General features: G+C 61.2%; 16 protein-coding genes. 4 read left to right on the top strand and 12 right to left on the bottom strand.

Annotated features, from left to right (window positions below; translation table 11 throughout):
- Positions 1 to 38: 38 nt before the first annotated feature.
- The 3 genes from T3A99_RS03795 to T3A99_RS03785 form a co-directional block, all read right to left on the bottom strand.
- Entirely contained in the window at positions 39 to 1,619 is a 1,581-nt protein-coding gene (locus T3A99_RS03795; protein ID WP_322833953.1) for an aldehyde dehydrogenase (NADP(+)), read from the bottom strand.
- A 12-nt stretch (positions 1,620 to 1,631) separates the two neighbouring features.
- Complete coding sequence (gene araD1 / locus T3A99_RS03790; RefSeq protein ID WP_076384445.1) at positions 1,632 to 2,624, bottom strand: AraD1 family protein; 993 nt, start codon at positions 2,622 to 2,624, stop codon at positions 1,632 to 1,634.
- 147 nt (positions 2,625 to 2,771) lie between these two features.
- The gene (locus tag T3A99_RS03785) at positions 2,772 to 4,094 is read right to left on the bottom strand and encodes an MFS transporter (RefSeq protein ID WP_047225784.1); all 1,323 of its coding nucleotides are present in this window, start codon (positions 4,092 to 4,094) and stop codon (positions 2,772 to 2,774) included.
- Positions 4,095 to 4,287: 193 nt separating this feature from the next.
- Between T3A99_RS03785 and T3A99_RS03780 the strand changes: the two genes are divergently transcribed.
- The 3 genes from T3A99_RS03780 to T3A99_RS03770 all read left to right on the top strand — a co-directional run bounded on the left by T3A99_RS03780 (position 4,288) and on the right by T3A99_RS03770 (position 11,817).
- Positions 4,288 to 6,024: an IlvD/Edd family dehydratase gene (locus tag T3A99_RS03780; RefSeq protein WP_047225783.1), complete on the top strand. Its 1,737-nt coding sequence runs from the start codon at positions 4,288 to 4,290 to the stop codon at positions 6,022 to 6,024.
- Between the two features lie 239 nt (positions 6,025 to 6,263).
- Entirely contained in the window at positions 6,264 to 6,983 is a 720-nt protein-coding gene (locus T3A99_RS03775; RefSeq protein ID WP_076384441.1) for a FadR/GntR family transcriptional regulator, read from the top strand.
- A gap of 136 nt (positions 6,984 to 7,119) precedes the next feature.
- Complete coding sequence (locus T3A99_RS03770) at positions 7,120 to 11,817, top strand: dermonecrotic toxin domain-containing protein (RefSeq protein ID WP_322833952.1); 4,698 nt, start codon at positions 7,120 to 7,122, stop codon at positions 11,815 to 11,817.
- Between the two features lie 61 nt (positions 11,818 to 11,878).
- On the opposite strand, the gene T3A99_RS03765 is transcribed toward T3A99_RS03770, so the two are convergent.
- The 8 genes from T3A99_RS03765 to T3A99_RS03730 form a co-directional block, all read right to left on the bottom strand.
- Complete coding sequence (locus tag T3A99_RS03765) at positions 11,879 to 14,254, bottom strand: efflux RND transporter permease subunit (RefSeq protein WP_047225780.1); 2,376 nt, start codon at positions 14,252 to 14,254, stop codon at positions 11,879 to 11,881.
- A gap of 43 nt (positions 14,255 to 14,297) precedes the next feature.
- Positions 14,298 to 15,350 carry a WD40/YVTN/BNR-like repeat-containing protein gene (locus T3A99_RS03760; protein ID WP_047225779.1) on the bottom strand — a complete coding sequence of 351 codons (1,053 nt, stop codon included), beginning with the start codon at positions 15,348 to 15,350 and terminating at the stop codon, positions 14,298 to 14,300.
- 412 nt (positions 15,351 to 15,762) lie between these two features.
- Positions 15,763 to 18,420, bottom strand: a complete 2,658-nt coding sequence (gene pepN / locus T3A99_RS03755) for an aminopeptidase N (RefSeq protein WP_322833951.1) — start codon at positions 18,418 to 18,420, stop codon at positions 15,763 to 15,765.
- 13 nt (positions 18,421 to 18,433) lie between these two features.
- The gene (locus tag T3A99_RS03750; protein ID WP_076384435.1) at positions 18,434 to 19,264 is read right to left on the bottom strand and encodes a DUF2797 domain-containing protein; all 831 of its coding nucleotides are present in this window, start codon (positions 19,262 to 19,264) and stop codon (positions 18,434 to 18,436) included.
- Positions 19,261 to 19,521: a YeaC family protein gene (locus T3A99_RS03745; RefSeq protein ID WP_047225776.1), complete on the bottom strand. Its 261-nt coding sequence runs from the start codon at positions 19,519 to 19,521 to the stop codon at positions 19,261 to 19,263. Before T3A99_RS03745 ends, T3A99_RS03750 begins: the two co-directional genes overlap by 4 nt.
- Positions 19,522 to 19,565: 44 nt before the next feature.
- On the bottom strand, positions 19,566 to 20,438 hold the full coding sequence (locus T3A99_RS03740) for a rhomboid family intramembrane serine protease (protein WP_047225775.1): 873 nt from the start codon (positions 20,436 to 20,438) through the stop codon (positions 19,566 to 19,568).
- Positions 20,435 to 21,409: a metallophosphoesterase gene (locus tag T3A99_RS03735; protein ID WP_171061363.1), complete on the bottom strand. Its 975-nt coding sequence runs from the start codon at positions 21,407 to 21,409 to the stop codon at positions 20,435 to 20,437. The genes T3A99_RS03740 and T3A99_RS03735 overlap by 4 nt, the downstream gene beginning before the upstream one ends.
- Positions 21,406 to 22,296 (bottom strand): NAD(+) kinase, encoded by an 891-nt coding sequence (locus tag T3A99_RS03730; RefSeq protein ID WP_003202709.1) that lies wholly within the window; start codon positions 22,294 to 22,296, stop codon positions 21,406 to 21,408. Before T3A99_RS03730 ends, T3A99_RS03735 begins: the two co-directional genes overlap by 4 nt.
- A gap of 103 nt (positions 22,297 to 22,399) precedes the next feature.
- On the opposite strand from T3A99_RS03730, the gene T3A99_RS03725 reads away from it, so the two are divergent.
- On the top strand, positions 22,400 to 23,365 hold the full coding sequence (locus tag T3A99_RS03725; RefSeq protein ID WP_322833950.1) for a DUF1853 family protein: 966 nt from the start codon (positions 22,400 to 22,402) through the stop codon (positions 23,363 to 23,365).
- Between the two features lie 129 nt (positions 23,366 to 23,494).
- On the opposite strand, the gene T3A99_RS03720 is transcribed toward T3A99_RS03725, so the two are convergent.
- Positions 23,495 to 24,778: an arsenic transporter gene (locus T3A99_RS03720; protein ID WP_107322357.1), complete on the bottom strand. Its 1,284-nt coding sequence runs from the start codon at positions 24,776 to 24,778 to the stop codon at positions 23,495 to 23,497.
- Between the last annotated feature and the right edge of the window lie 78 nt (positions 24,779 to 24,856).

Below are 24,856 nucleotides of genomic sequence, written 5' to 3'. Positions count from 1 at the left end.
GCAGCCCATTGAACTTCAATGCAACTGCCTGACTGCGATCAGAGCGCCTCGCGCCCCGGCACCCCATCGACCAATCGCTGGATGCCCAACGGATTGGCGTTTTTCAAAGGCTCGGGCAACAGGCTGTCGGGGTAGTTCTGGAAGCACACCGGGCGCAGGAAACGATCGATCGCCAGCGTACCCACCGAAGTCCCACGGGCATCGGACGTCGCCGGGTAAGGCCCGCCATGGACCATCGAGTCGCAGACCTCGACGCCGGTTGGATAACCGTTGAGCAGGATGCGACCGACTTTTTGCTCCAGCAACGGAGTCAATTCGCTGAACTGCTCGAAATCCGCTGGCTCCCCGATCATGGTTGCAGTCAACTGACCGTGCAGGCCGTTCAGCGCGGCAATGAGCTCGGCTGGGTCCGCCACTTCGACAAACACCGTGGTCGGGCCGAACACTTCTTCTTGCAGCGCCTCGTCACCGTTGATCAACAAGCTGGCGTCAGCCTTGAACAACTGCGGCTGGGCCTGGTTGCCCTGTTGCGCACGTCCGGCCAGATGTTCGATGCCCGGGTGAGCCAGCAACTTCTGCAGGCCCTTGCCGTAGCTTTGCAGCGTGCCGGCATTGAGCATGGTTTGCGGGGCCTGATCGCCGATCAGCGCGGCCACTTGTTGGGTGAAGGCGCTGAATTGCGGCGAGCGGATGCCGATCACCAGGCCGGGATTGGTGCAGAACTGACCACAGCCCTGTACCACCGAGGCGGTCAAATCGCGGGCGACGCTGTCGGCACGCTTTTCCAACGCTTGCGGCAACACGATCACCGGGTTGATGCTCGACATCTCGGCGAATACCGGGATCGGCTGGGGCCGCGCGGCGGCCATGTCGCACAGGGCCCGGCCGCCCTTGAGGGAACCGGTGAAGCCTACCGCCTGGATCGCCGGATGCTTGACCAGCCATTCGCCAACACCACCGCCGTAGATCATGTTGAATACGCCGGCGGGCATCGAGGTTTTTTCAGCCGCGCGGATAATCGCATCAGCCACCCATTCGGCCGTTGCCATGTGGCCGCTGTGGGCCTTGAACACCACCGGGCAACCCGCGGCCAGGGCCGACGCGGTGTCGCCACCGGCTGTAGAAAATGCCAGAGGAAAGTTACTGGCGCCAAACACCGCAACCGGCCCCAGGCCGATGCGGTACTGACGCAAGTCCGGGCGCGGCAACGGTGTGCGTTCCGGTAAGGCACGGTCGATGCGCGCGCCGTAGAAATCGCCGCGACGCAGGACCTTGGCGAACAGACGCATCTGACCGCTGGTGCGACCGCGCTCACCCTGGATCCGCGCCGCCGGCAAGGCGGTTTCCCGGCAGACCACGGCCACGAACTCATCGCCCAAGCCATCCAGCTCATCGGCAATGGCTTCGAGGAACTCGGCCCGGCGCACTGCGCTCAAGCGGCGGTAGGCCGGATAAGCGGCAGCCGCAGCCTTGGCGGCAGCGTCAACTTCTTCGGCCGTCGCCTGGACGAACTCATGGGGCAAGGCTTCGCCGCTGCTGGCGTCAAGGCTCTGCAAGCGTGTCTGGCCGGCCGCGCTACGCGCGCCACCAATGTAGTTGTGGCCAAGGATCTGGTTCATCGAAAGTCTCCTTTAAAGTGTGCCGATAGTACCCGGGTTGAACACCGCGTCCACCGGGGCAATGCCGTTGACCAGCGGTGCGCCGAATTCGGTCTGGCTGATTTCGAACACATCCCCCGGTTGCGTGCGGATGCCGTCGGCGAACGACAGGGTCGCGGTGCCGAAAAAATGCACGTGCACGTCACCCGGACGCAGGAACTGACTGTACTTGAAATGGTGGAACTCAAGGTTTTCGAGGCTGTGGCACATGTTTGCCTCGCCACTGAGAAATTCGTTCTGCCACAGCACTTGGCCGTTGCGCAGGATACGACTGGTCCCGGAAAGATGTTGAGGCAGTTCACCCAGGCGAAGTTCCGGGCCAAAGCTGCAGCTGCGCAATTTCGAATGGGCCAGGTACAGGTAATTCTTGCGTTCCATCACATGATCGGAAAACTCGTTACCCACCGCAAAGCCCAGTCTGTATGGCTTAGCGTCGTGGCCGATGACATACAACCCGCTGATTTCCGGCTCTTCGCCGGCATCTTCGGCAAACGGCGGCAGCGGGAACGGATGGCCCGGACGGACCACAATGCTGCCGTCGCCCTTGTAGAACCACTCCGGTTGCACACCGGCCTGTCCGCTCTCAGGCTTACCGCCCTCCACGCCCCACTTGAAGATGCGCATGGTGTCGGTCATGGCGGTTTCGTCGCCGGCCTGCTGATGCATCTTGTCCCGGGCCGAGGCACTGCCCAGGTGGGTCAGGCCGGTGCCGCTGACCAGCAGGTGCGCCGGGTCCGGGTGGTCCAGCGGAGGCAGAATGCGCAGTTCGCTGAGTAACTGCGGGTAATCATGAGCGGTTCCCAGGCCCAGGCTGTTGACCTGCTGCTCAAGCTTCACACCCGCCTCAATGGCCGCCAGAGCCAGGTCGCGCACAGTCCGGGCGCCCTGCACTTCGCGCACTTTCTCGCCATCGACCACGCCGACGCGACGTTCGCCGTTATTCAATTCGAACTGAACTAAACGCATATTTTTCTCCCTGCAAACAAAGCTTGAATAACACGCTGATCCCTGTGGGAGCGAGCCTGCTCGCGATAGCGTTGGGTCAGCAACATTGATGCGACTGACAGATCGCAATCGCGAGCAGGCTCGCTCCCACAGGGGATTTCAATCACCTCAGGTCCGCGTCGCCCCCCGCGCACTGGCTGCGAACTGCTCCGCCGGCAGCACATGCTTGCGCTCCAGCAGGCGATACACCACGCCGGTCAACACCAGACCGAACACCATCACGCAGGACAGGAAGTACAGCCCCGACGCCAAGTTGCCGGTGTATTCCTTCAGCGCACCGATCACGAACGGCCCGATGTAGCCACCCAGGTTGCCCACCGAGTTGATCAGCGCGATACCCGCCGCCGCACTGGCGCCGGCAAAGAAACGCCCCGGCAAGGTCCAGAACACCGCGGTGCAGGAAAACAGCGCGAACGCCACCAGACACAGCGCCGCCAGCTGCAACACCGGCACCGTCAGCCAGGCACTGAGGAACAGACCGATGGCGCCCAGCACATAGAGCACGGCCAGATGACCGTAGCGATCGTTCAAGCGGTCGGAACTGCGAGGAATGATCAGCAAACCGATGATGCCGAAGATGTAGGGCACCGAGGACACGAAACCGGTCACCAGGTCAGTGCCGCCAAATTGCTTGATCAACGTGGGCAGCCACAGGCCCAGCCCGTAGATGCTCAGGGTCACCGGCAGATAGAACAGCGCCAGCAGCAGGACACGCTTGTCCTTCAAGGCGTGCAGCGGATTGCCGTGCCGGGTCTGGCCGTATTCCTCAAGGTCTTTTTTCAGTTCAGCGGTCAGCCAGTCCTTTTCGGTCTGGTCCATCCACTTGACCTGTTGCGGACCATCCGGCAGATAACGCAGCACCGGCCAGGTCAGCAGGACCGCCGGCAGGCCGATGACGATGAACAACCACTGCCAGCCGTGCAGGCCCAGGATGCCGTCCATGCCCAGCAAGCCGCCGGAGACAGGACCGGTGATCATCATGGCGATGGGCTGAGACAGAATGAACAGGCCCAGGATCTTGCCGCGATGGCGGACCGGGAACCATTGGGTGATGTAGTACAGCACGCCGGGGAAGAATCCGGCTTCCGCCGCGCCGAGCAGAAAGCGCATCACATAGAAGCTGTAAGGCCCTTGCACGAACGCCATGCCGATGGTGATGGCGCCCCAGGTGATCATGATCCGCGCGAACCAGCGCCTGGCACCGAAGCGCTCCAGCATCAGGTTGCTGGGGATCTCCAGCAAGAAGTAGCCAATGAAAAACAACCCCGCGCCCAGGCCGTAGGCGGCGTCGCCGATGCCGATGTCGGCGCCCATGTGCAGCTTGGCGAAACCCACGGCGGAGCGATCCACGTAGGCGATCAGGTATAGCAGGATCAGGAAGGGAATCAGTTTCAGCGTGATGCGGCGAATTAGCCGCAATTCCTGGCTCATGGGACCGGTCTCCGATTGTTGTTGTTATAGAACCTTGGGGGATTTCTCTGACCAATGAGCGCCAGGACAATCCCTCCGTTGAATCGGACTATATAGTAATACTATTTACCCAACAACACTTCCAAACAGAGCAAATTGCGCTTATGTTAGGCGCAAGCTAAAACCATATAGTCATACAATAAGAGAATCGATCATGTCTGATAAGAAACCCTCCCTGCGCTCGGCCCAATGGTTTGGCACCGCCGACAAAAACGGCTTCATGTACCGCAGTTGGATGAAAAATCAGGGCATCGCCGACCATCAGTTTCATGGCAAGCCAATCATCGGCATCTGCAACACCTGGTCGGAGCTGACGCCATGCAACGCGCACTTCCGGCAGATCGCCGAACACGTCAAGCGCGGCGTGATCGAGGCCGGGGGCTTCCCTGTGGAGTTTCCGGTGTTCTCCAACGGCGAATCGAACCTGCGCCCGACTGCCATGCTGACGCGCAACCTGGCGAGCATGGATGTGGAGGAAGCGATTCGCGGCAATCCGATTGACGGCGTGGTGCTGCTCACCGGTTGCGACAAGACCACGCCAGCCTTGCTGATGGGTGCCGCCAGTTGTGACGTGCCGGCCATCGTCGTTACCGGCGGACCGATGCTCAACGGCAAGCACAAGGGCCAGGACATCGGGTCGGGCACGGTGGTCTGGCAGTTGAGCGAACAGGTCAAGGCCGGCACCATCACGATCGATGATTTCCTTGCGGCCGAGGGCGGCATGTCCCGCTCGGCGGGGACCTGCAACACCATGGGCACCGCCTCGACCATGGCCTGCATGGCCGAAGCCCTCGGCACGTCCCTGCCGCACAACGCCGCGATTCCGGCGGTGGACGCGCGCCGTTATGTGCTGGCCCACATGTCCGGCATGCGTGCGGTGGAAATGGTCCGTGAAGACTTGAAGCTGTCGAAGATCCTGACCAAGGAGGCTTTCGAGAACGCCATCCGGGTCAACGCAGCCATCGGCGGCTCGACCAACGCGGTGATCCACCTCAAGGCCATTGCCGGACGCATCGGCGTGCAACTGGACCTGGACGACTGGACCCGCATCGGTCGAGGCATGCCGACCATCGTCGACCTGCAGCCGTCCGGGCGCTTCCTGATGGAGGAGTTCTATTACGCCGGTGGTTTGCCCGCCGTGCTGCGCCGTCTCGGCGAAGCCAACCTGATCCCTAACCCCGACGCGCTGACCGTCAACGGCAAGAGCCTTGGCGAGAACACCAAGGACGCACCGATCTATGGCCAGGACGAAGTCATTCGCACCTTGGACAACCCGATCCGGGCCGACGGCGGTATCTGCGTGCTGCGCGGTAACCTCGCGCCCCTCGGCGCGGTACTCAAACCCTCCGCCGCCACGCCCGAGCTGATGCAGCATCGCGGTCGCGCGGTGGTGTTCGAGAACTTCGACGAGTACAAGGCGCGGATCAATGACCCAGAACTGGATGTTGATGCCAGCTCGATTCTGGTGATGAAGAACTGCGGGCCCAAGGGTTATCCGGGCATGGCCGAAGTGGGCAACATGGGCTTGCCGGCCAAGTTGCTGGCCCAGGGCGTGACCGACATGGTGCGTATCTCCGATGCGCGCATGAGCGGCACCGCCTACGGCACCGTGGTGCTGCATGTGGCCCCGGAAGCCGCAGCCGGCGGACCACTGGCGGCCGTGAAGGAAGGTGACTGGATCGAACTGGACTGCGCCAGCGGGCGTCTGCACCTGGACATTTGCGACGCCGAACTGGCCGCCCGCCTGGCCGACCTGCCACCAGCGCAGAACCTGTTAGTGGGCGGCTACCGTCAGCTGTACATCGACCACGTGCTGCAAGCGGACCAGGGTTGTGACTTCGACTTCCTGGTCGGTTGCCGCGGCGCCGAGGTGCCGCGTCACTCCCACTGACCCCACTCATCCCCTTGCGCGAGCAAGCTTTTTGTGGGAGCTGAGCTTGCTCGCGATAGCGGTGTAACAGACAACAGAGATATTGACTGGCAGGGCCTCATCGCGAGCAAGCTCAGCTCCCACAAAGGCTCGCTCCCACAATGGGTTCGGGTGTACATCAAAATCGCACTAGCGACCCGCCCTCGCCGCGCCTGCTATCATGCGCTGCATCCCCTTCGCACAGGATCGCGCCACCCCCCATGGACTACCGTAAACCCTCCGACCGCAAAAGCATGCACGCGCGCATCGTCCAGGAACTGGGCATGCAGATCGTTTCCGGACGGTTCAAACCCGACGATAAACTGCCCGCCGAAGCTTTGTTGTGCGAGGAGTATGCCGTCAGCCGTCCGGTGTTGCGCGAGGCCACGCGCGTGCTGGTAGCCAAGGGTCTGGTGTATTCGCGGCCACGGGTTGGCACGGTGGTCAAGGCGCGCCGGGAATGGCACATGCTCGACCCCGATGTGCTGCACTGGTTGATGCAAAGCAGCCCGCAGAATGAGTTCTTCAATCTGCTGACCAGCGTGCGCAGCATCATCGAGCCGGCCGCCGCGGCCCTCGCCGCACAGTTCGCCAACGATGCCGACATCGCCGCCATCCGCGAGGCCTACCAGCGCATGGAGGCGGCACCGACCCCCGAGGCGGTGCTGCAACCGGACCTGGACTTCCACAGCCGCATCGCCGATGCCACCCACAACGACCTGCTCGCCAACCTGTGCAACATGTTGTCGGTGGCCATCGCCGAAGCCCTCAAGCACTCCAACCAACGGCCCAACCTGCATGAACTGGCGATGCCGCGCCACAAGGCGATCCTCACCGCCATCGAGAACCGCGACGCCCTCGGCGCCCGCCATGCCACGCTGGTGCAGCTTGACGATGCCCGCAGCGCACTGAATGTGGTGCTGGGCGCCGATCCTTCCTGATCTTCCCTCCCGACGAGGCCAGGCATAACCCGCATTCGCCAGGGTGGTATTTATTTACCGCCCTCGCAGGAGCGGGATGTCGATACTTCCCTCGTCGTCACTCCCGGCGGCCATGAATTTATGAAAAGGATTTCATATGACCGCACCCGCTCCGGCCAATACGCTCCCCGCGTTGGCGCAAAGGGTCAGCCTGCTATTTGCCAGCCGCCCGACCTTCGAAGAAATCGCGCAACGCATGCTCGAGCAAGCCATCAAGGAAAAATACCCCTCGCTGACCTTCGACCTGTCCAAGACCCGATTGGCCACACCGGACCCAGCCTCTCGCGGCTTTACGCTCCAACCGTTCATGCCCCGCGTCCTCGAATACCTGGCCCTCGGCACGCCCGTGGATTTCACGGAGCGCGGTGGGCGTCGCTGTTTTCTTACCGACACCCCGCCCCGCGAGCTCTCACCAGACGACGGGAAGCTGGACATCAAGGTCATCGAAAAACTGCTGCTTGAACTGCCTTGGACCGTACCGATCGGGCTGGAGGATGCGCTGACCCGCTATTGGAACGCCGGAATCGACACAAGCAATAACCTCAGCCGCTGGCGCTGGCTCAGCGATGCACTGAAGAACACGCTGTCTATCCGCAGGCTGCGACAACCCGGCCTCACTGACCAGGCGCGCGAAGCCCTGGACCAGATCGTCCGCTGGCCGGAGCGCGAGCAGCGCTTTCGCCGCAACAACCCATCCCCCGTCTACGCTTACAGCCTGGAAACCAAGCTCATCCGAGACGGCTCCAACACCGTGCTGACCGGCAGCGAAATTCTCCTGGACCACTCCAAAAAGGGCGTCACCCTCCTCCTGCTATGCAGCCCTGGCGGCGCCGTGCAGTCGTTTGCATCCCTGGAAGCCTTCAATCACCATTGGGGCGCACTGATCGCCAGCCGGTACGTGGTCGACACGCTCACCTGTCAACGCAACGAGATCAGTGGCAATGTCTTCGACACCCAGGCGGCTATGGTGCTGGAGCAGCAACTGGCCGACCTGAACGCAGTGCAGTTGCCTTCGCGGATTGGCCTGCAAGACCTGTCGACGCTCTACCAGGAGCTGAGCGACCCTGCCCGTTATCTGCTTGACGCGCCGCGTCTGACGCCGGAAACGTCGGCACGGATCGAGCCGCTGTTGCCCGACTGGTTGAAAAAAGCTTCCATCGTCGATCAAACCAAATTCCAGCACTACAGCCTGACATTGGCCAGCGCGAAAAAACGCCACCAGGGCCGCACCTTTCTCAGCGACATTGAAGACATCAAGGCCTTTACCGCCGACGCCCTGCTCAAACAGATGCGGCAAACCAACGACAGCCACCCGGACAAGGCTCAACCCAGCCAATACCAGCCTGATGATATAGAACTGACCTTCAGCGTGGCGGCCGGTTATCCCGGGACCACAGGGATCATCGAAAAACGGACGATGAGCCTGACCGAGCTGGCCATCAACAACCTCATCGCCCGACCGAGTGCAAACCTGATCCTCAGCCATCGCTTGGGCCTGACGCTGCCCCGGTGGCTGACGCCGGACTTCATTACCCGCAAGAACGGGCTGATCGAACAGGTCGACATTGGTTCGGCCTATCCCCGCTACCTGCAACAACGGCTGTTGGACGATGTACCTCAAGCCCAGGAACGCCAGCGGATGTTTGCCGAACAGATCGCGGCACAGTTGCCGCTTGAAGCCTTCCAGCAAATGCTCAACAACGAAAACGGTGTGACCCGCCAAGGACTGGGCCTGGTTGAAGCGCTCCTCAATCCCGACGCAGATAGCCAACAGGTCAGCGGCCAGTCGGTGGTCATCCGCCACCTGGCCTTCCTGCGCAAACCCGAGGCCCACCCCGACATCGTGAACAATATGTTCATTATCGAGCCGGAGGATGTCCAAACCGGACCGCACCTGCTGTATCGCCCACTTTACGCGCCCTCGTTGCAAGAGTTCCCGACGCGCGAGGCACTGCTGAAGGCCGTCGTCACCCCAGGGGACCTGCAAAAAAGCATCCTGACCTGGATGACTGATGCCGCACGGCCGATCTATGCCAATGGCGGCTTCCAGGAGCCGCACATCGTGCGGTTTTTCCAAGGCGACGAATTCAATCTTCCACAAAAGCCCGCCCCTGCGACGCTGGCCATCGACGGTGCGAACGACGAACTGCGGCAGTTCCTGCGCAACGGCGAGCTGATGCTGTATCTTTACGGCAGCAATGCCCGCGCCCTGATCTCCCAGGCCGACCGTGATTCAGTCTCCAACAGCGAGAGCCGCTGGGCCATGCTCCTCAAGGGCGGCAGCCTGCTGTTCAATACGTTGCTGATGCCCTTGCTGCGTGGCCCGGTCATGGCCACCTTCTGGCTGTGGAGCCTGATGGCTAGCGCCAGCCAGGATATCCCGGCACTGAGCAGCGAAGACCCGGTGACCCGGGAGCTCGCCGCTGTCGATCTGCTGCTCAACCTCGGCATGCTGGTGCACCAGTTTCCCGCCATCAGCGCCTTGTCCCATGCACCGTTGCCCGATGCGCTGAAGGAACAGGCGATGCGTCCCCCAGCACCGCGCGTCATCCCTGAGCAATGGCCTGCGCCTGCGTCGCCTCGCATTCTCGAAGGGCCGGTGGGCTTGCCCGGCGAACACTTGCAGGGCGCCAGCAGGCACCTGGACCTCAGTTTCGCCAGTGCCCGCCAGCGCCTGACAGCGGAACAACGTAACCGGCTACAGCGGCTACAGGTGCCACGTCCCACTTCAATGCCTGAACCGATCAAATATGGCCCCTACACAGGCTTGTACGTCATCCAGAACAAATGGCACGCACTGGTGGAAGACCTACTCTATCGGATCAGTCCGGAGCCGGACGGCAATACGGTGATCGTCGACCCGCAGGCTCCACGAGACTCGGCAAAAAATGGTCCGGTGTTGAAATCGGATACCCAAGGCAACTGGTCCATGGATCTACGCCTGCGTCTGCGCGGGGGTATGCCCCCAAAGCGGGTGGCCGAACTGCGCAAGCTCAGGGCCCAGCGGGGGATGGAACTGAGCCGGGAGCTGGCGAATTATCATGCACAGGAAGCCGATAAGCTAAAGGCCGTGCAAGTTGCCCAGGAAGTCATGAGCAGAACTCAGGAAGGCGCCTTTACCGAGGAGCAACGTGCGGCAAAACGTACGCAGTTTTATGAATTGCTCCAGGACCAGACTGACGACTATCTGCGGCTGCTGAACAAAGCAACCGAATATGCCGGCCTTGACATGACATTGCCCCCGGAAATGCTTCGCGCCCTGATGGAAAACGTGGTCAACAATGCCCGTAAAGCCTTTCTTGTCGTCGAGTTGGATTTATTGGCCCTGGATGCCGCCAATATCCAATTCATAAAAAACGGACCGGCGTTGAAGGAGGCTGTCGCCGACAACCCCGCAGGCTACTTTGCGTACCTCAACGCAATGAGCGTCATCAACGATCGTTCCATCTATTGGCTGGAACTCAAAGATCGACACCTGGACGCGCTATTGAACCTGGATGCCGAAGGCGCGCAGATATTCGAGCGGCTGACCAAGGACCGTCCCGAGGAAGAAAGAACGGCGCTGGCCACCAAGGCCGTGCAGTTACCCATACTCGGGGCCCTGCTGGTCAAAAACCCCGACTCCGACCTTCCCGCCAGTCTGCATAACCTCATCAAGTTCTTGCTGGAACAGGTGCGCTCCCACTCCGACCTGGGAACATATGACCTGCCCCCTTCGGAGCGGCTTGAAGTGCTGGAAAGTCTGACCGAAAACTATGGCGCTTCCCTTGATGCCATGCAGGGCATCAAGGCACTCAATGCCAGCGACATTGACCCATCCTATTTCGACAGGCTGTTCAAGCTGATCGAACAGCTCTATGACGACGCCTCCAAGACATTGTCCGCCGAGCTAAAACCGGCGCCGCAACCGCGCAAGCGTCCGCAAAAACGCACCAAAACGGCGAGCGGGCGTCCGCAAAAAAAGGTGATCAAAACCCGTAAGGGCGGCGTGTTGATTGGTGATCTGAAACCCGCCGGCACCTCCCTGCCGATTGAAGTCGTCGAGTTACGCTCCGAAGTCGATGACGAGTTACTCGCCACGTATTCACAGCACGATGACGTCTGGGACATCGTCGAAGTACAACGACCGGTTCCGCCACCACCGCGCACCAGAGCGATCAAAACGATCAAGAGCGAAGCGCGCAAGCTGCTGGATCAATTGGAAAACAGTTTACTGAGCGCAGAGCGGTATAAAACCCAGTGCCGCTTTCCTCAGGAAATCGAGGAGATCATGAACAATGAGGCGAGTCGCTACCGCAAACGCTGCGAAGAACTGGAAAGGGCCTTCACCGCCTCGACAAAACCGCGCACACCAGCAGATCAAACATTGATCGATGAACTGTCAAACGCAGCTTCCCGCCTGGCCACTCGGGGCAGCGCCCTGCGCACCGAACTGAGTTTCAAATTGCCGCCCACCGACAGCAACCTGCGCTACCTGTTCGAAAAGAATCTGATACAGGTTGCCCGGCTCGGCGAACGCAAAGCCTTGAAAAGCGAGCGCAAGGATTTCCTTCAGGAATACGCCATCAATGACCGCGACGGTTGGCCGCTGTGGTATGCGCATTTTCACTACGAAGCGGCCGATACGCCGAAAGCGGATTTCAGCGTCGCGCATCTGAAAACCAAGGAGCAACGCCGGGAGCACTATCACTCGATGCTGGCCAAGGCGAAAAGCCCTTATGCGGTGGTGAATGTGCATCGAGGACAGATCGGCAGGCCGTTGGCGCAGAGCAAGTTCTTGCCGTTGGCGCCTTGATCTCTGTTCAAAGGCTGGCGTAATACATGTGGCGAGGGAGCAAGCTCCCTCGCCACATGTATTAATGGGCAAACAACGACTTACTCTTCTGCCCTGCCATTTTCTCAGGTTTGATCAGGAACCGCGCCAGCGCCGGCAGCAGCCACAGTGCCCCGAACATGTTCCACAACAACATGAACGTCAGCATCAGCCCCATGTCGGCCTGGAACTTGATGGCCGAGAAGATCCAGGTGCACACACCGATAGCCAGGCACAGGCCTGTGAACAACACGGCCTTACCGGTGGACTTCAGCGTCTGGTAGTACGCCTCTTGCAACGGCAAGCCGGCCCGCAGGAAGCTTTCCAGGCGACTGTAGATATAGATGCCGTAGTCCACGCCTATCCCCACGCCAAGCGCCACCACTGGCAGCGTCGCGACCTTCACACCGATACCCATGAAGGCCATCAGGGCGTTCCCCAACACCGAGGTCAGCACCAGCGGCAGCACGATGCACAGCGTCGCCGCCCAGGAACGGAAAGTGATCATGCACATGGTTGCCACACAGATGTACACCAGGACCAGGATGGTCAGTTCCGATTCCTTGATCACTTCGTTGGTTGCAGCCTCAATGCCAGCGTTGCCGGCGGCGAGGATGAACTCCAGGCCGTCGCGATTATTTTCCTTGGCAAACTCCTGCACCACCTTCACGGCGCGGTCCAGGGTCTCGGCCTTGTGGTCGTTGAGGAAAACCAACACCGGGGCCACGGAACAGTTGTTGTTGTACAGGCCATCGGCCCGGGCAATGGAGTTGTTCAACACGTCTGGGTTACGCGACAGGGTTTCCCATTTCAGGTTGCCCTCGTTCATGCCCTTGATCATTTGCTTGGACACGGTGACCAGGGAGATCGCCGACTGCACCCCCTCGGTGTTCTGCATTTTCCACATCAGCTCGTCGATGGGAGCCATGGCTTCATAGCGTGAGCAGCCTTCAGCCTTGGTCTTGACCATCACCACCAGGACATCGGAGCTGGTGGAATAGTTGCTGATGATGAAGTTGTTGTCCTGGTTGTAGCGCGAGTCTGGACGCAACTCCGGCGCGCCCTGGTCCAGGTCACCGATCTTCAGGTTCTGGCTGTACCAGAGGCCGCCACCAAAGGCGATCAAGGCCAGGATGATCGACACCGGCGCGACTTTGGCGCTGGCAAACTTCGACAGCAGGCGCCAGAACGGATGCTCCCGCGTCGCATCCTTTTTGCTGCGCTCGATGGCACGCTTGCTGATGCCAACATAGGAAATCGCCACCGGCAACAGGATCAGGTTGGTGAACACAATCACCGCCACGCCGATGGACGCACCGAAGGCCAGTTCCCGGATCACGCCGATATCGATGATCAGCAAGGTGATGAAGCCGACGGCATCCGCCAGGATTGCGATCATCCCCGGCAGGAACAACTGGCGGAATGTGCGCCGCGCCGCGGTCAGGGCGTTGTCCGCTTCACTGGATTGCAAAGCGATACCGTTGATTTTCTGCACGCCGTGGGAGATACCAATGGCGAAGATCAGAAACGGCACCAGCATCGAATAAGGATCGAGCCCGAAACCGACGGCGTGCATCAGCCCCAACTGCCAGACCACGGCCACCAGGGTCGTGCTCAGCACTGCAATGGTGCTGCGCATGCAGTTCGTGAACCAGTACAGCAGCACCAGGGTAATAATGAAGGCCACGCCGAAGAACATCACCACCATGGTCAGGCCGTCGATCAAGTCACCGACCTTCTTGGCGAAGCCCACGATATGGATCTTTACGTTGGGGTTCTGGGCTTCAAACTTGTTGCGGATCTTGTCTTCGAGTTCGTGGGAGAACTTCTGATAATCCAGGGCCAGCAGCTTGCCCTGGTCCTGCGGGTCCGGATAGGACTCCAACAGCGGGATATCGATGATGCTCGATTTGAAATCGTTGGCTACCAGGCGTCCGACCTGGCCGGACTTGAGCACGTTGTTGCGTAACAGGTCGAGGCTGTCTGCCGAGCCGTCATAGCTCTGGGGAATCACCTCACCACCGGCAAAGCCCTCCTCCGTCACTTCGGTCCAGCGCACGCTCGGGCTCCACAACGACTTGAGGCCGGAGCGGTCGACGCCGGAAATGTAGAACACCTCGTCATGAATCTGGCGCAAGGTCTCCATGTAATCCTTGGAGAAAATGTCACCGTTGGTGGCCTCCACGGAAATCCGCACCGTGTTGCCCAGGTTCGCCAAGTCATTGCGGTGTTCGAGCATCTTCTCGATGAAGGGGTGCTCGAGGGGGATCATCTTTTCGAAACTGGTGGACGGCCGGATCAGCGTGGCCTGCCAGAACAGGAAAATACTGACCAACAGGCAAATGACGATCACTGCCGGGCGGTTGTTGAAAATCAGGCGTTCGAGGAACGTCGCCTTGTCTTGGTGATGACTGCTCATGGGGTCCGCCTTCTTGTTATTGTGCCCGCCGGATGTTTGCGGCTCATTTGCTCAATTCAGCGCCGGTGGGGGTGGTGGCATGAACGCCACCCTGTCCTGCCAGGATCAGATTGCCGTTGCCCGCCGCCGTGACAGCCGCCACGGAAATCCGATCCGGGCGGTTGAACACGCTGAAGGTCACGCCGTCATCACTGCTGCGCACCACACTGCCGCCGTTGCCGACAATTACGATGGAGCCATCTGGCAAGAGCGTGGCCCCGGACAGGCCGAATTCCAGGGCACCGCGGGTGGCCTTGAGTTCGACCTGCTCCCAGGTGCTACCAAAATCGGTGGAGCGATAGAGGTTGCCGCGCAGGCCGTAGGCCAACAGCGTTGAAGGCTGAGCGGTGCCGATGACGCCGAACAGCGAACCTTCGTATGGGCCTTCGATCTTTTCCCAGGTCTGGCCCCAATCGCTGGAGCGGAACATGCTGCCGGCCTCACCGACGATGAACAGCCCGGCGTCTTTCACCGCAGCTATCGCGTTGAGGTGGAACTGGTCTTCGTTGTCGAGACGATCCCCGACCTCTTCCCAGTGCTTGCCGCCGTCGGTGGTTTCGAACAGCGCCCCGTAGGCGCCCACGGCAAAACCGTTGCTCGCGTCCTTGAACCAGACGTCCAGCAGCGGCGATTCACGGGTCAGGTCTTCGAATTGCTTGGTCCAGGTGCTGCCACCGTCTTCGCTGGCCAGTATCTGCGCGTCGTGCCCCACGGCCCAGCCGTGTTTGTCATCGACGAAAAATACTGCGGTGAGCAACTGGCGGGTCGGCACCTTGGCCTGAGTCCAGGAACCGCCCTGATCGTCCGAATAGACAATGTGCCCGCGATCACCGACCGCCACCAGGCGTTTGCCGGCATGGACCACATCGAGCATCAGGGTTTTGCTGGCCTTGGCCGACTCGACGGAATAGATGACATCGGATGTCGAAGCCGCTACGGCCATCACCGGTGCAGACAACACGGCAGAGCCCAGCAGCGAGAGCGCCGAGACCAGCAGCGCGACTCTGCGCAGTACCGGCGGCCGGCAGCGGCCCACAGCCATGACAGGCTCATTCATAGACCTTTCCCCCATTATTATTGTTAGGTCATTCAACCCTTCAGGGCGCCGTAAGCGGGCTCATCGTGATTGACTGTTCTGGAGCATAGTCCTGAAACCTGCAATCTAGAGCCACTTCGGAAGCTGACCTATCCTATCGGGCTTTGGAAAGGTCTGACAATCGACGCCGCGTTATCTTTTGTTAACCGTGGCGCAGTGCGGTCGGGGGTGAATGAAGGGGTATTCGGGGAGGTTATGGCAGGCTATCGAGGCGGTTGTTGTGTAGACAGGTCTGACGCCATCGCGAGCAGGCTCGCGCCCACAAGGGATCAATGTTGAACACAAGATATATGCTCACTGAAGATCACCTGTGGGAGCGAGCCTGCTCGCGATGGGAACACCGCGGCCTGCCAGGCAGACCGCGGTGCCAAGGTCACGCCAGGCTCTTGCTCACCACTTCGAACACATCGGCCGACAGCCCGCCGGACGCCAGGATGCGCTCCAGCTCGGCTTTCATCAGCGCCTGGCGGGCACTGTCGTATTTGCGCCAGCGGGTCAGTGGCGCCAGTTGCCGTGCGGCGATCTGCGGGTTGAAGCCATTGAGCTGGATCACCAGATCCGCCAGGAAGCGATAACCTGAACCGTCAGCCGCGTGGAAGTTGATCAGGTTCTGCCCGGCAAACGCCCCCACCAAAGCGCGTACCTTGTTCGGGTTCTTGATATTGAACGCCGGATGTTCCATCAAGGCCTTGACCCGCGCCAGGCCGCCCGGCAACGGGCTGCCGGCCTGGACGCTGAACCATTGGTCCATGACCAGCGGGTTGCCTTTGAAGTTCTCCGCGAACACTTCCAGCGCCTTGGCCTTCTCGGCTTCGAACGGGGAATTGACCAGCACCGCCAGGGCCGTGAGACGCTCGGTCATATTGTCGGCGGTGTCGAACTGCTCCAGGGTGGCACTGAGCACTTCCGGCTTGTCGGTCAGCATCAGGTACGACAGCGCGATGTTCTGCAAGGCGCGACGGGCGAAATGCTCGGCCTCGGCCACGTACGGCGTGCGCTTGGACAGGTCACGGTTGGCCTCATAGCGCAGCCACAGGGCTTCGAACAGATTGTCCGCCAGTTGCTGACGGGCGAATTCCCGCGCGGCATGGATCGCCTCCACGTCGGCCACTTCGCTGATTTCCGTCAGGTAGGCCTCGCTTGGCAGCGAGAGCATTTCCGCGACCATGGCCTGATCCAGGGATTCGTCCGACAGCACGCTACGCAACGCGCTGACCAGACGCGGGTCCAGCACCAGATTTTCGCCTTTCTGATGCTGGGCGATCAGTTCCTGCAGCACCTGCACCGACAACTGCTGGCCGGCATCCCAGCGGTTGAAGCCGTCGCTGTCGTGCTGCATCAGGAACATCAAGTGGTCCCGATCGTACGGGAAGCTCAGCTTCACCGGGGCCGAGAAGCCGCGCAACAACGAAGGCAACGGCTTTTCGGCGATGTCGACAAAGGTGAAGGTCTGCTCGGCTTCGGTCACCGAGATCACCCGGGACGTGCCAGTTGCCGCCGCTTCGCCGGCCAGGCGCAGAGGGATTTCATTGCCCTTGCTGTCCAGCAAACCCAGCTCCACGGGAATCACAAATGGCAGTTTTTCCATTTTGTCCGGGGTCGGTGGGCAGCTCTGGCTGAAGGTCAGGCTGTAGGTTCGGGCAGCAGCGTCGTAGGACTCGCTGACCGCCAGCCGTGGCGTACCCGCCTGGCTGTACCAGCGCTTGAACTGACTCAGGTCGACGCCGTTGGCATCCTCCATGGCCTTGATGAAGTCATCGCAGGTCACGGCCTGGCCGTCGTGGCGCTCGAAGTACAGGTCGCTACCCTTGCGAAAGCCCTCGCCCCCCAGCAGGGTGTGGATCATGCCGACCACTTCCGACCCCTTTTCGTACACGGTCAGGGTGTAGAAGTTGGAAATCTCGATGAAGCTGTCCGGGCGCACCGGGTGGGCCATGGGACCAGCGTCTTCGGCAAACTGGTGAGTGCGCAGGTACGCCACGTCCTGGATACGCTTGACCGTGGCCGAGTTCATGTCGGCCGAAAAACCGGCGTCGCGGAACACAGTGAAGCCTTCCTTGAGGGACAACTGGAACCAGTCACGGCACGTCACGCGGTTACCCGACCAGTTATGGAAATACTCGTGGGCAACGATCGCTTCGACCCGCTGGTGCGCGGCATCGGTGGCGGTTTCAGCGCGGGCCAGCACTGCGCTGGAGTTGAAGATGTTCAGGCCCTTGTTTTCCATGGCGCCCATGTTGAAGTCGTTGACCGCGACGATCATGAAGATGTCCAGGTCATACTCACGGCCATAGACCTCTTCATCCCAGCGCATCGACTTCTTGAGGCTGGTCATGGCGTGCTGGCACTTGTCGATGTTTTCCGGCTCGACATAGATGCGCAGCGCCACGGTGCGCTCGGTCATGGTGGTGAAGGTGTCTTCGACGCACCACAGGTCGCCGGCCACCAGGGCAAACAGGTAGGCGGGTTTCTTGAACGGGTCTTCCCAGGTCGCCCAGTGCCGGCCATCTTCGCCGGGACCGCTGGCGATCGGGTTGCCGTTGGACAGCAACACCGGATAGCTGTGCTGCTCGGCCACCACCGTGGTGGTGAACGTACTCATCACATCCGGGCGGTCGAGGTAATAGGTGATCTTGCGGAAACCTTCGGCCTCGCACTGGGTGCAGAACATGCTGCCGGACTTGTACAAGCCTTCCAGGGCGGTGTTGGTTTCCGGGTGGATCCTGACAGTGGTGTCCACCGTGAAGGCCGGGGCCTTGGGTTGCAGGGTCAGGTGGCTGGCGTCCAGCTGATAGTCCAGCGGATTGAGGTCGGTGTCATCGAGCTTGATCGAGAGCAGTTCCAGCTGCTGGCCATCGAGCACCAGGGGCGGCAGGCCGGCACCGCGCTCGGGGTTACGGCGCATCACCAGTTGCGCATGGACCAGGCTGTGGTCCTCGAACAACTCGAAGGTCAGGTGCGTCTCGTCGATCAGGTACTCGGGCGCCTGATAGTCCTTCAGGTAAATCATCTTCGGTTGTTCGGTGCGCATGGGGCAAATCCTTCTACTGATGCACGGCGAGCTGGTAAGCCGTGTATTTACGAATATTGATCACGCCAGTGTCGAAAATCAGGTATTGGCCCTTGATCCCCAGCAGCGTGCCTTCGGCAATCGGGTTCTTGTCCAGGTTGAAACTGACGATCTTGGCCGGGTATTGCTCCACCGGATAACGGATCTCGATCGGCTCGACGTCCGCTATGGTCTGGATCGCTTGCAGGCCGAATCGTTCCTGCAAGCCTTGCAGACCTTCGGCGCAGCTCTCGAACAGCGAATCGCGGATCTGCGGCAGGTCCACCGCCACGGCGTCGCCCTTGAGCAATGCGCGCCAGTTGGTCTTGTCCGCCACCTGGCTGCGGAACAGGTCTTCGACAAAGCCCGATTGCTGGCGAGTGGCGACCCGCAGGATCGGCAGCGCCTGGCTGGCGCCCTGGTCCAGCCAGCGGGTCGGCAGCTGCGTGGCGCGGGTGATGCCGACTTTCACGCCCGAGGAATTGGCCAGGTACACCACATGATCGGTCATGCAGAACTGTTCGCCCCAGGCCGGCTCGCGGCAGGTGCCCGCATCGAAGTGGCAGCGCTCAGGGCTCATGATGCACAGGTCGCACTGGGCCAGTTTAGTCATGCAGGGGTAGCAATAACCCTGGCTGAAGCTGGTCTTGGTCCTGCGTCCGCAATGGCTGCAGTGGATCGCACCGAGAAACTCCAGGCGCACCGTGCTGCCAATCAACGGGTTGACTGGCACCTCGGTATCGCCCAGGCGAAAGGCGTATTGAACGGTCGGCCCGTCAAGGCGTGCCGACATCTTGCTGATTGCACCGCGGCCAATCTCGATCAATGGATGGCATCCGACTTGAACAGGATGTTCGGCACTTCTGTGGCCTTCGACTGGCACTCCTGCGGGCCCATGTAGCCGGTGCGTTCCTCTTCGGGCAGATTCTGCATCTCCCAGGCGATCATCGCCTGCAGCGACAATTCGCGCTGTTCGGCGGTGAGCTTGTTGCCATCGGCCCATTTACCGATTTCCACCGCCAGCTTCAGGCTCTGATAGATCTCGGGGGTGATGTTTTTGATCATTTCGTTGAACGAGGACATGGGTTCTCCGCGCAATCGCGCATATTCAAATATTACAGGCGCCGTCAGAGGGCCATTTTACGACGAGCGAACAGCCCGCCCAACAAACCCGTGAAGCAACCGATGAGCAGCCCGCCGACGTGGGCCGCGTTGGCGATTTCGCCGAAACCGATCAGCGAGATCAGCCCGGACAGGCACAGCACCAGCCACACCAGCATCATCACCAGCACCCCACGGGGCAAGTGATAGGCCGGGTTCGGCGCCAGCAGTTGAAAGATCCAGCAGTGCCCCAACAGACCATAGAGCACGCCGGACAAGCCGCCGAACAAGGTCGGGCCGCTGAAGAAATATTGGGCGAAGTTGGACACGAGGCTGAACAGCAGTGTCAGCCCCAGCAGGTTGATGCCGCCCTGGCGCGCTTCAATCCGCCGTCCCAGTTCCCAGTACCACATGCCATTCATGGCGATGTGCAGGAAACCGAAATGGATCAGCATCGGCGTCACCAGGCGCCACCACTGCCCTGCCGCCAGGCTGTCGGCCAGGGGCGTGAAATGGATATAGTCGCCGACGACGCGAAACTCCAGGAATGTCAGCCAGCGCAAGGTCTCGAGATTTTCCCCCAGCAACGTCACGGCGCCGACGATCAGGCTCAGCAGCAACACCAGTGCTGTAACCGGGCTGCGGGTCAGTTGCTGGACGAAACCAGGCCGTCGCGACGTGCTGCCGGTGCCCGGCAACTCCAACTGGTGCTCAGGATCGCCGCTCGGGAAGCGTGCATACAACGAGCGCACGTCTTCGCTGATTTCATCGGGCACCCAGAGCACCTGCTCGCCCGCCTCCTCGCTGACCCGATGGGGCACCTGCATGCGTTGCAGCAATTTGACGAAGCCGCTCAGATCCTCGGCCAAGGGCAAGCGCAAGACCGCCACGACGCTCATCGCAGTTCCTCCGGCCGTTCGACATCGACCCAGACAAATTTATGCGGGTCCAGTCGGGTTTCTGCGTCGAGACGATAGGCCACCAGTTTTCCGTAAAGCACCGCGCTGTAATCCAGGCAGGCCAGGTTCGAGCGGATCGGCGCGGGTTTGCCGCTGCGCCAGTAATGACCGACGAAGAGCATGGGTTCATGCACGCCATAGCGCAGCAGATTATTCTTTTCGTCGGGCGACAGCGGCGTGCGAGCCACCGGTTCGGGCAAGGCGTCGGGTTGGAACACGATGTCTCCATAGGTCTGAGGATCGTCTTCCCAGAACTTGGTGCGAAAGAACGAACGGGTCAGGCCGTCGCCGCCGGTGAGGGTCAGGCCATGGGGCAAGCGCATGTCGGTACCGCGCAGCAGGCGATCAAACACCGTGCAGGCGAAACTGCCCGGCTCCGCCGAGGCCTGGAGGAAATGCTCGTCGATACAGCCGTCCGGGAACAAGCCTCGCAGCGGCTCGATCAGACCGTTGTCCCAGCAGGCGTGGACCACCCGGAAGCGCTGGGCATCGACAAACAGCGGCAACTCGTAAAACCACTTGAGAAAGTCATGCCAGTCGCCCGGATGCTGCTCGAACTGGGTCAGGGTTTCGTTGAGCAGACGGGCGTGGCGCGGGGTGTGTTCGCGCACGTAGCGCTGGCCGCTACCCGGCAACGCCGGCGTGCTCCAGCCCAGGGCGTTGAACTCGTGGTTGCCCATGATGCACAGCGCCTGACCGGCCACCACCATGTCGTGGACGATGTGCAGGGCTTCGCGGATCCGCGGACCACGGTCGATGATGTCCCCCAGGAACACGGCCATGCGCGACGGGTGCCGCCAGACGCCGCCCTGCTTGTGATAACCGAGGCGGTCCAGCAGGCGTTCCAGGGTCAGGGCGCATCCGTGCACGTCGCCGATCAGGTCGTAACTGCGCGCAGGATCGAGCATCAGTCGCCTCCACCCCCCAATCGACTGCCCCAGCCGAGCTTGGTCCGGCAGACTTCGTAGTAATTGTGATCCAGCGGGTGGATCAGGCGCAGCTTCTGCGCTTTTTTGCTGACGGTGATGGTGTCACCCGGCGCGCAGGTGAAATGGTTCTGGCCGTCACAGGACACTTGCGGGTAGATCTGCATATCCTTGGACACGACGATTTTCAGCTCACTATTGCCATCGACCACAATGGGTCGCCCAGACAAGGTATGGGGGTACATGGGCACAATCACAATAGCGTCGAGCTTGGGATGCATGATCGGGCCACCGGCGGAAAGCGCATAGGCCGTGGAGCCGGTGGGCGTGGCGACGATCAGGCCGTCGGCCTTCTGGCTGCAGACGAACTGACCGTCGATATACAGCTCGAATTCGATCATCCGCGTGGATTTGCCGGGGTGCAGCACCACATCGTTGAGGGCATCGCCCTGGCCGATGGCTTCGGCGTGACGGCGCACCTCGGCTTGCAGCAGGAAGCGATTCTCCACCAGATAGTGACCGTCCAATACCTCGGCCACTTTGGTTTCCAGCTCGTCGGGGCGGATATCGGTCAGAAACCCCAGGCTGCCCCGGTTGATGCCCAGTACCGGAATGTTGTGCCGCGCCAGGGCTCGGGCGGCCCCCAGCAGACTGCCATCGCCGCCGACCACGATCACCATGTCACAGACTTCGCCGAGCATCTTGCGCGACGAGGTCTGCAGGCCGTGACCGGGCAAGACTTCGGCGATGGTATCTTCGAGGATCACATGCAGGTGCCGCTCCAGGAGGAAACGTTTGAGTCGGCGAACAGTGTCCAGCACCTGCGAACTGCCCAGGCGACCGATGATGCCGATATTGCGAAATTGCTCCATGGGGCTCCTGCGAGGGTCTGCGTCGGGCGAAAAACACGATTATGGGCGAAAGCCGCCCATAGACAAAATTCTTTAAGCCTTCGACGCAGGCTATGCTCGCAAAATGATCCTGTTCCCCGAACTGCTCGACTTGCCCCGCCGCCTGCGCCATCCCGAAGTGCGCGACCTGGCGTGGGCGATCCTTGCCCCGCCGATGCTGATCGACACGCCCTGGCCCCAACGCCATCCCCTGACCGGCAGCGACTGGGTGCAACAGCCTCATCAACTGGAACAGTGGCTGCGACAACTGGACCGCGACAGCTATCCGTTACTGCATTGCCTGTCCCAGGGCAGAACCCGGCGCCTGGGTCTGTATTACGAACGGTTGTGGCAGTTTGCGGTGCAGCACGCGCCGGGCATTGAGCTGGTCGCCGCCAACCTGCCGATCCGCCACCAGGGCCAGACCCTGGGTGAACTGGACCTGCTGCTGCGCGATGGCGACGGCATCCACCACCTGGAACTGGCGATCAAGTTGTACCTCGGGCCGCAAAACGGCCACGGGCAGGACACCGCACAATGGCTCGGCCCGGGCTGCCATGACCGGCTCGACCTTAAACTGGCGCACTTGCGCGAACACCAGCTACCAATCTCCGCTCGCCCGGAAAGCCGAGAGGCCCTGGCAACGCTGGGCATTGAACCCTCGGGCATCGAGCTGTTTCGCTCGGAACTCTGGCTAGGCGGCTATCTGCTTTACCCGTGGCCCGGCCATGCCGAACCCCCAACCGGCGCCCATCCCAGGCATTTGCGCGGAAGGTGGCTGCATCAGCGGGACTGGCCGGCGTTCGTTGCCCAGCGTCCGCCGGGGCGCTGGCAACCCCTGCCCCGGGCTGGCTGGCTGGCCCCGGCCCATTATCCGGCGGACCAGACCTGGAGCGCCGGGCAACTGGATGCCTGGCGAATGGCCCTCGACCCCATGGCCCCCGCACAATTGATGGTGCGCCTGAGTGAAAATGCCGAGGGTGAGTGGGAAGAAACCGAGCGAGCGTTCCTGGTGGCGGATCGTTGGCCGGATGTGCCGGGGAATGGGTGAGATGGACGGCGTCTGTCCGGACCTCATCGCGAGCAGGCTCGCTCCCACAGTGACCGCGGCGTTTGCAATCTCAATGGCAACACTGCATCGATGTGGGAGCGAGCCTGCTCGCGATAAAGCCAACGCGGTCTAAATGGACAACCGCAACGCCAACGCCGCCAACGTCACCAACAACACCGGCACGGTCAGCACAATCCCGACCTTGAAGTAGTACCCCCAGCCAATCCGGATGTCCTTGCGCGCCAGCACGTGCAGCCAAAGCAAAGTCGCCAGGCTGCCGATCGGAGTGATTTTCGGGCCCAGGTCGCTGCCGATGACGTTGGCGTAGATCATCGCCTCCTTTACCACACCGGTGGCCTGACTGGCATCGATGGACAAGGCGCCGATCAGCACCGTCGGCAGGTTGTTCATGATCGACGAGAGCAAAGCCGTCAACAGCCCGGTGCCCATGGCCGCCCCCCACACACCATAGGCGGCGAAACCGTCGAGCCATTGCGCCAGGTAGCCAGTCAGCCCCGCATTGCGCAAGCCATAGACCACCAGATACATGCCCAGGGAGAAGATCACGATTTGCCACGGTGCCTCCTTCATGACCCTGCGAGTGGAGATTTTGTGACCGCGGGCCGCGACGGCCAGCAATAACGCGGCGCAGACCGCCGAAATCGCGCTGATGGGAATGCCCAACGGCTCGAGGGCGAAGCAACCAAGCAGCAGAATCGCCAACACCGCCCAGCCCGCGAAGAAGGTGGCCCTGTCGTGGATGGCACTCGCCGGGGCATCCAGTTGATGCGGGTCATAGTCGCGCGGGATGTCGCGGCGAAAGAACCACAGCAATATCGCCAGGCTGGCCGCGACGCTGACCAGGTTCACCGGCACCATGACCGCCGCGTAACGGTTGAAGCCAATGCCGAAGAAGTCGGCTGAGACGATGTTCACCAGGTTCGACACCACCAGCGGCAGGCTCGCGCTATCGGCAATGAAGCCGGCGCCCATCACGAATGCCAGGGTTGCCGCCGGAGAAAAACGCAAGGCCAGCAGCATCGAAATCACGATGGGCGTCAGGATCAACGCCGCGCCGTCATTGGCGAACAAAGCCGACACCAGCGCGCCCAGCAGCACCATGAACGCAAACAGCTTGCGCCCGCTGCCTCGGCCCCAGCGGGCCACATGCAAGGCGGCCCAGGCGAAGAACCCAGCCTCGTCCAGCAACAGGCTGATGATGATCAGCGCGATAAACGTACCGGTGGCGTTCCAGATGATCTGCCACACCAGGGCAATGTCACCGACCTGCACCACCCCGCTCAACAACGCCAGCAGCGCACCGAGCGTTGCACTCCAGCCAACACCGAGGCCCTTGGGTTGCCAGATCACCAGTGTAATGGTCAGCAGAAAAATCAACGACGCGAGGAGCATGCGCAACAGCCTTGAAAGAAGGGATTTAGTAGGGGAAAAGAAGGGTCGCCTTGTGGCGAGGGGATAAACCCCTCACCC

It is taken from the genome of Pseudomonas sp. N-137, assembly GCF_034555295.1.
GTDB classification, from domain to species: Bacteria; Pseudomonadota; Gammaproteobacteria; order Pseudomonadales; family Pseudomonadaceae; genus Aquipseudomonas; species Aquipseudomonas rhizophila.
The sequence above is the reverse complement of the archived record's forward strand: the minus strand, read 5'-3'. Positions and strand labels throughout refer to the sequence as shown.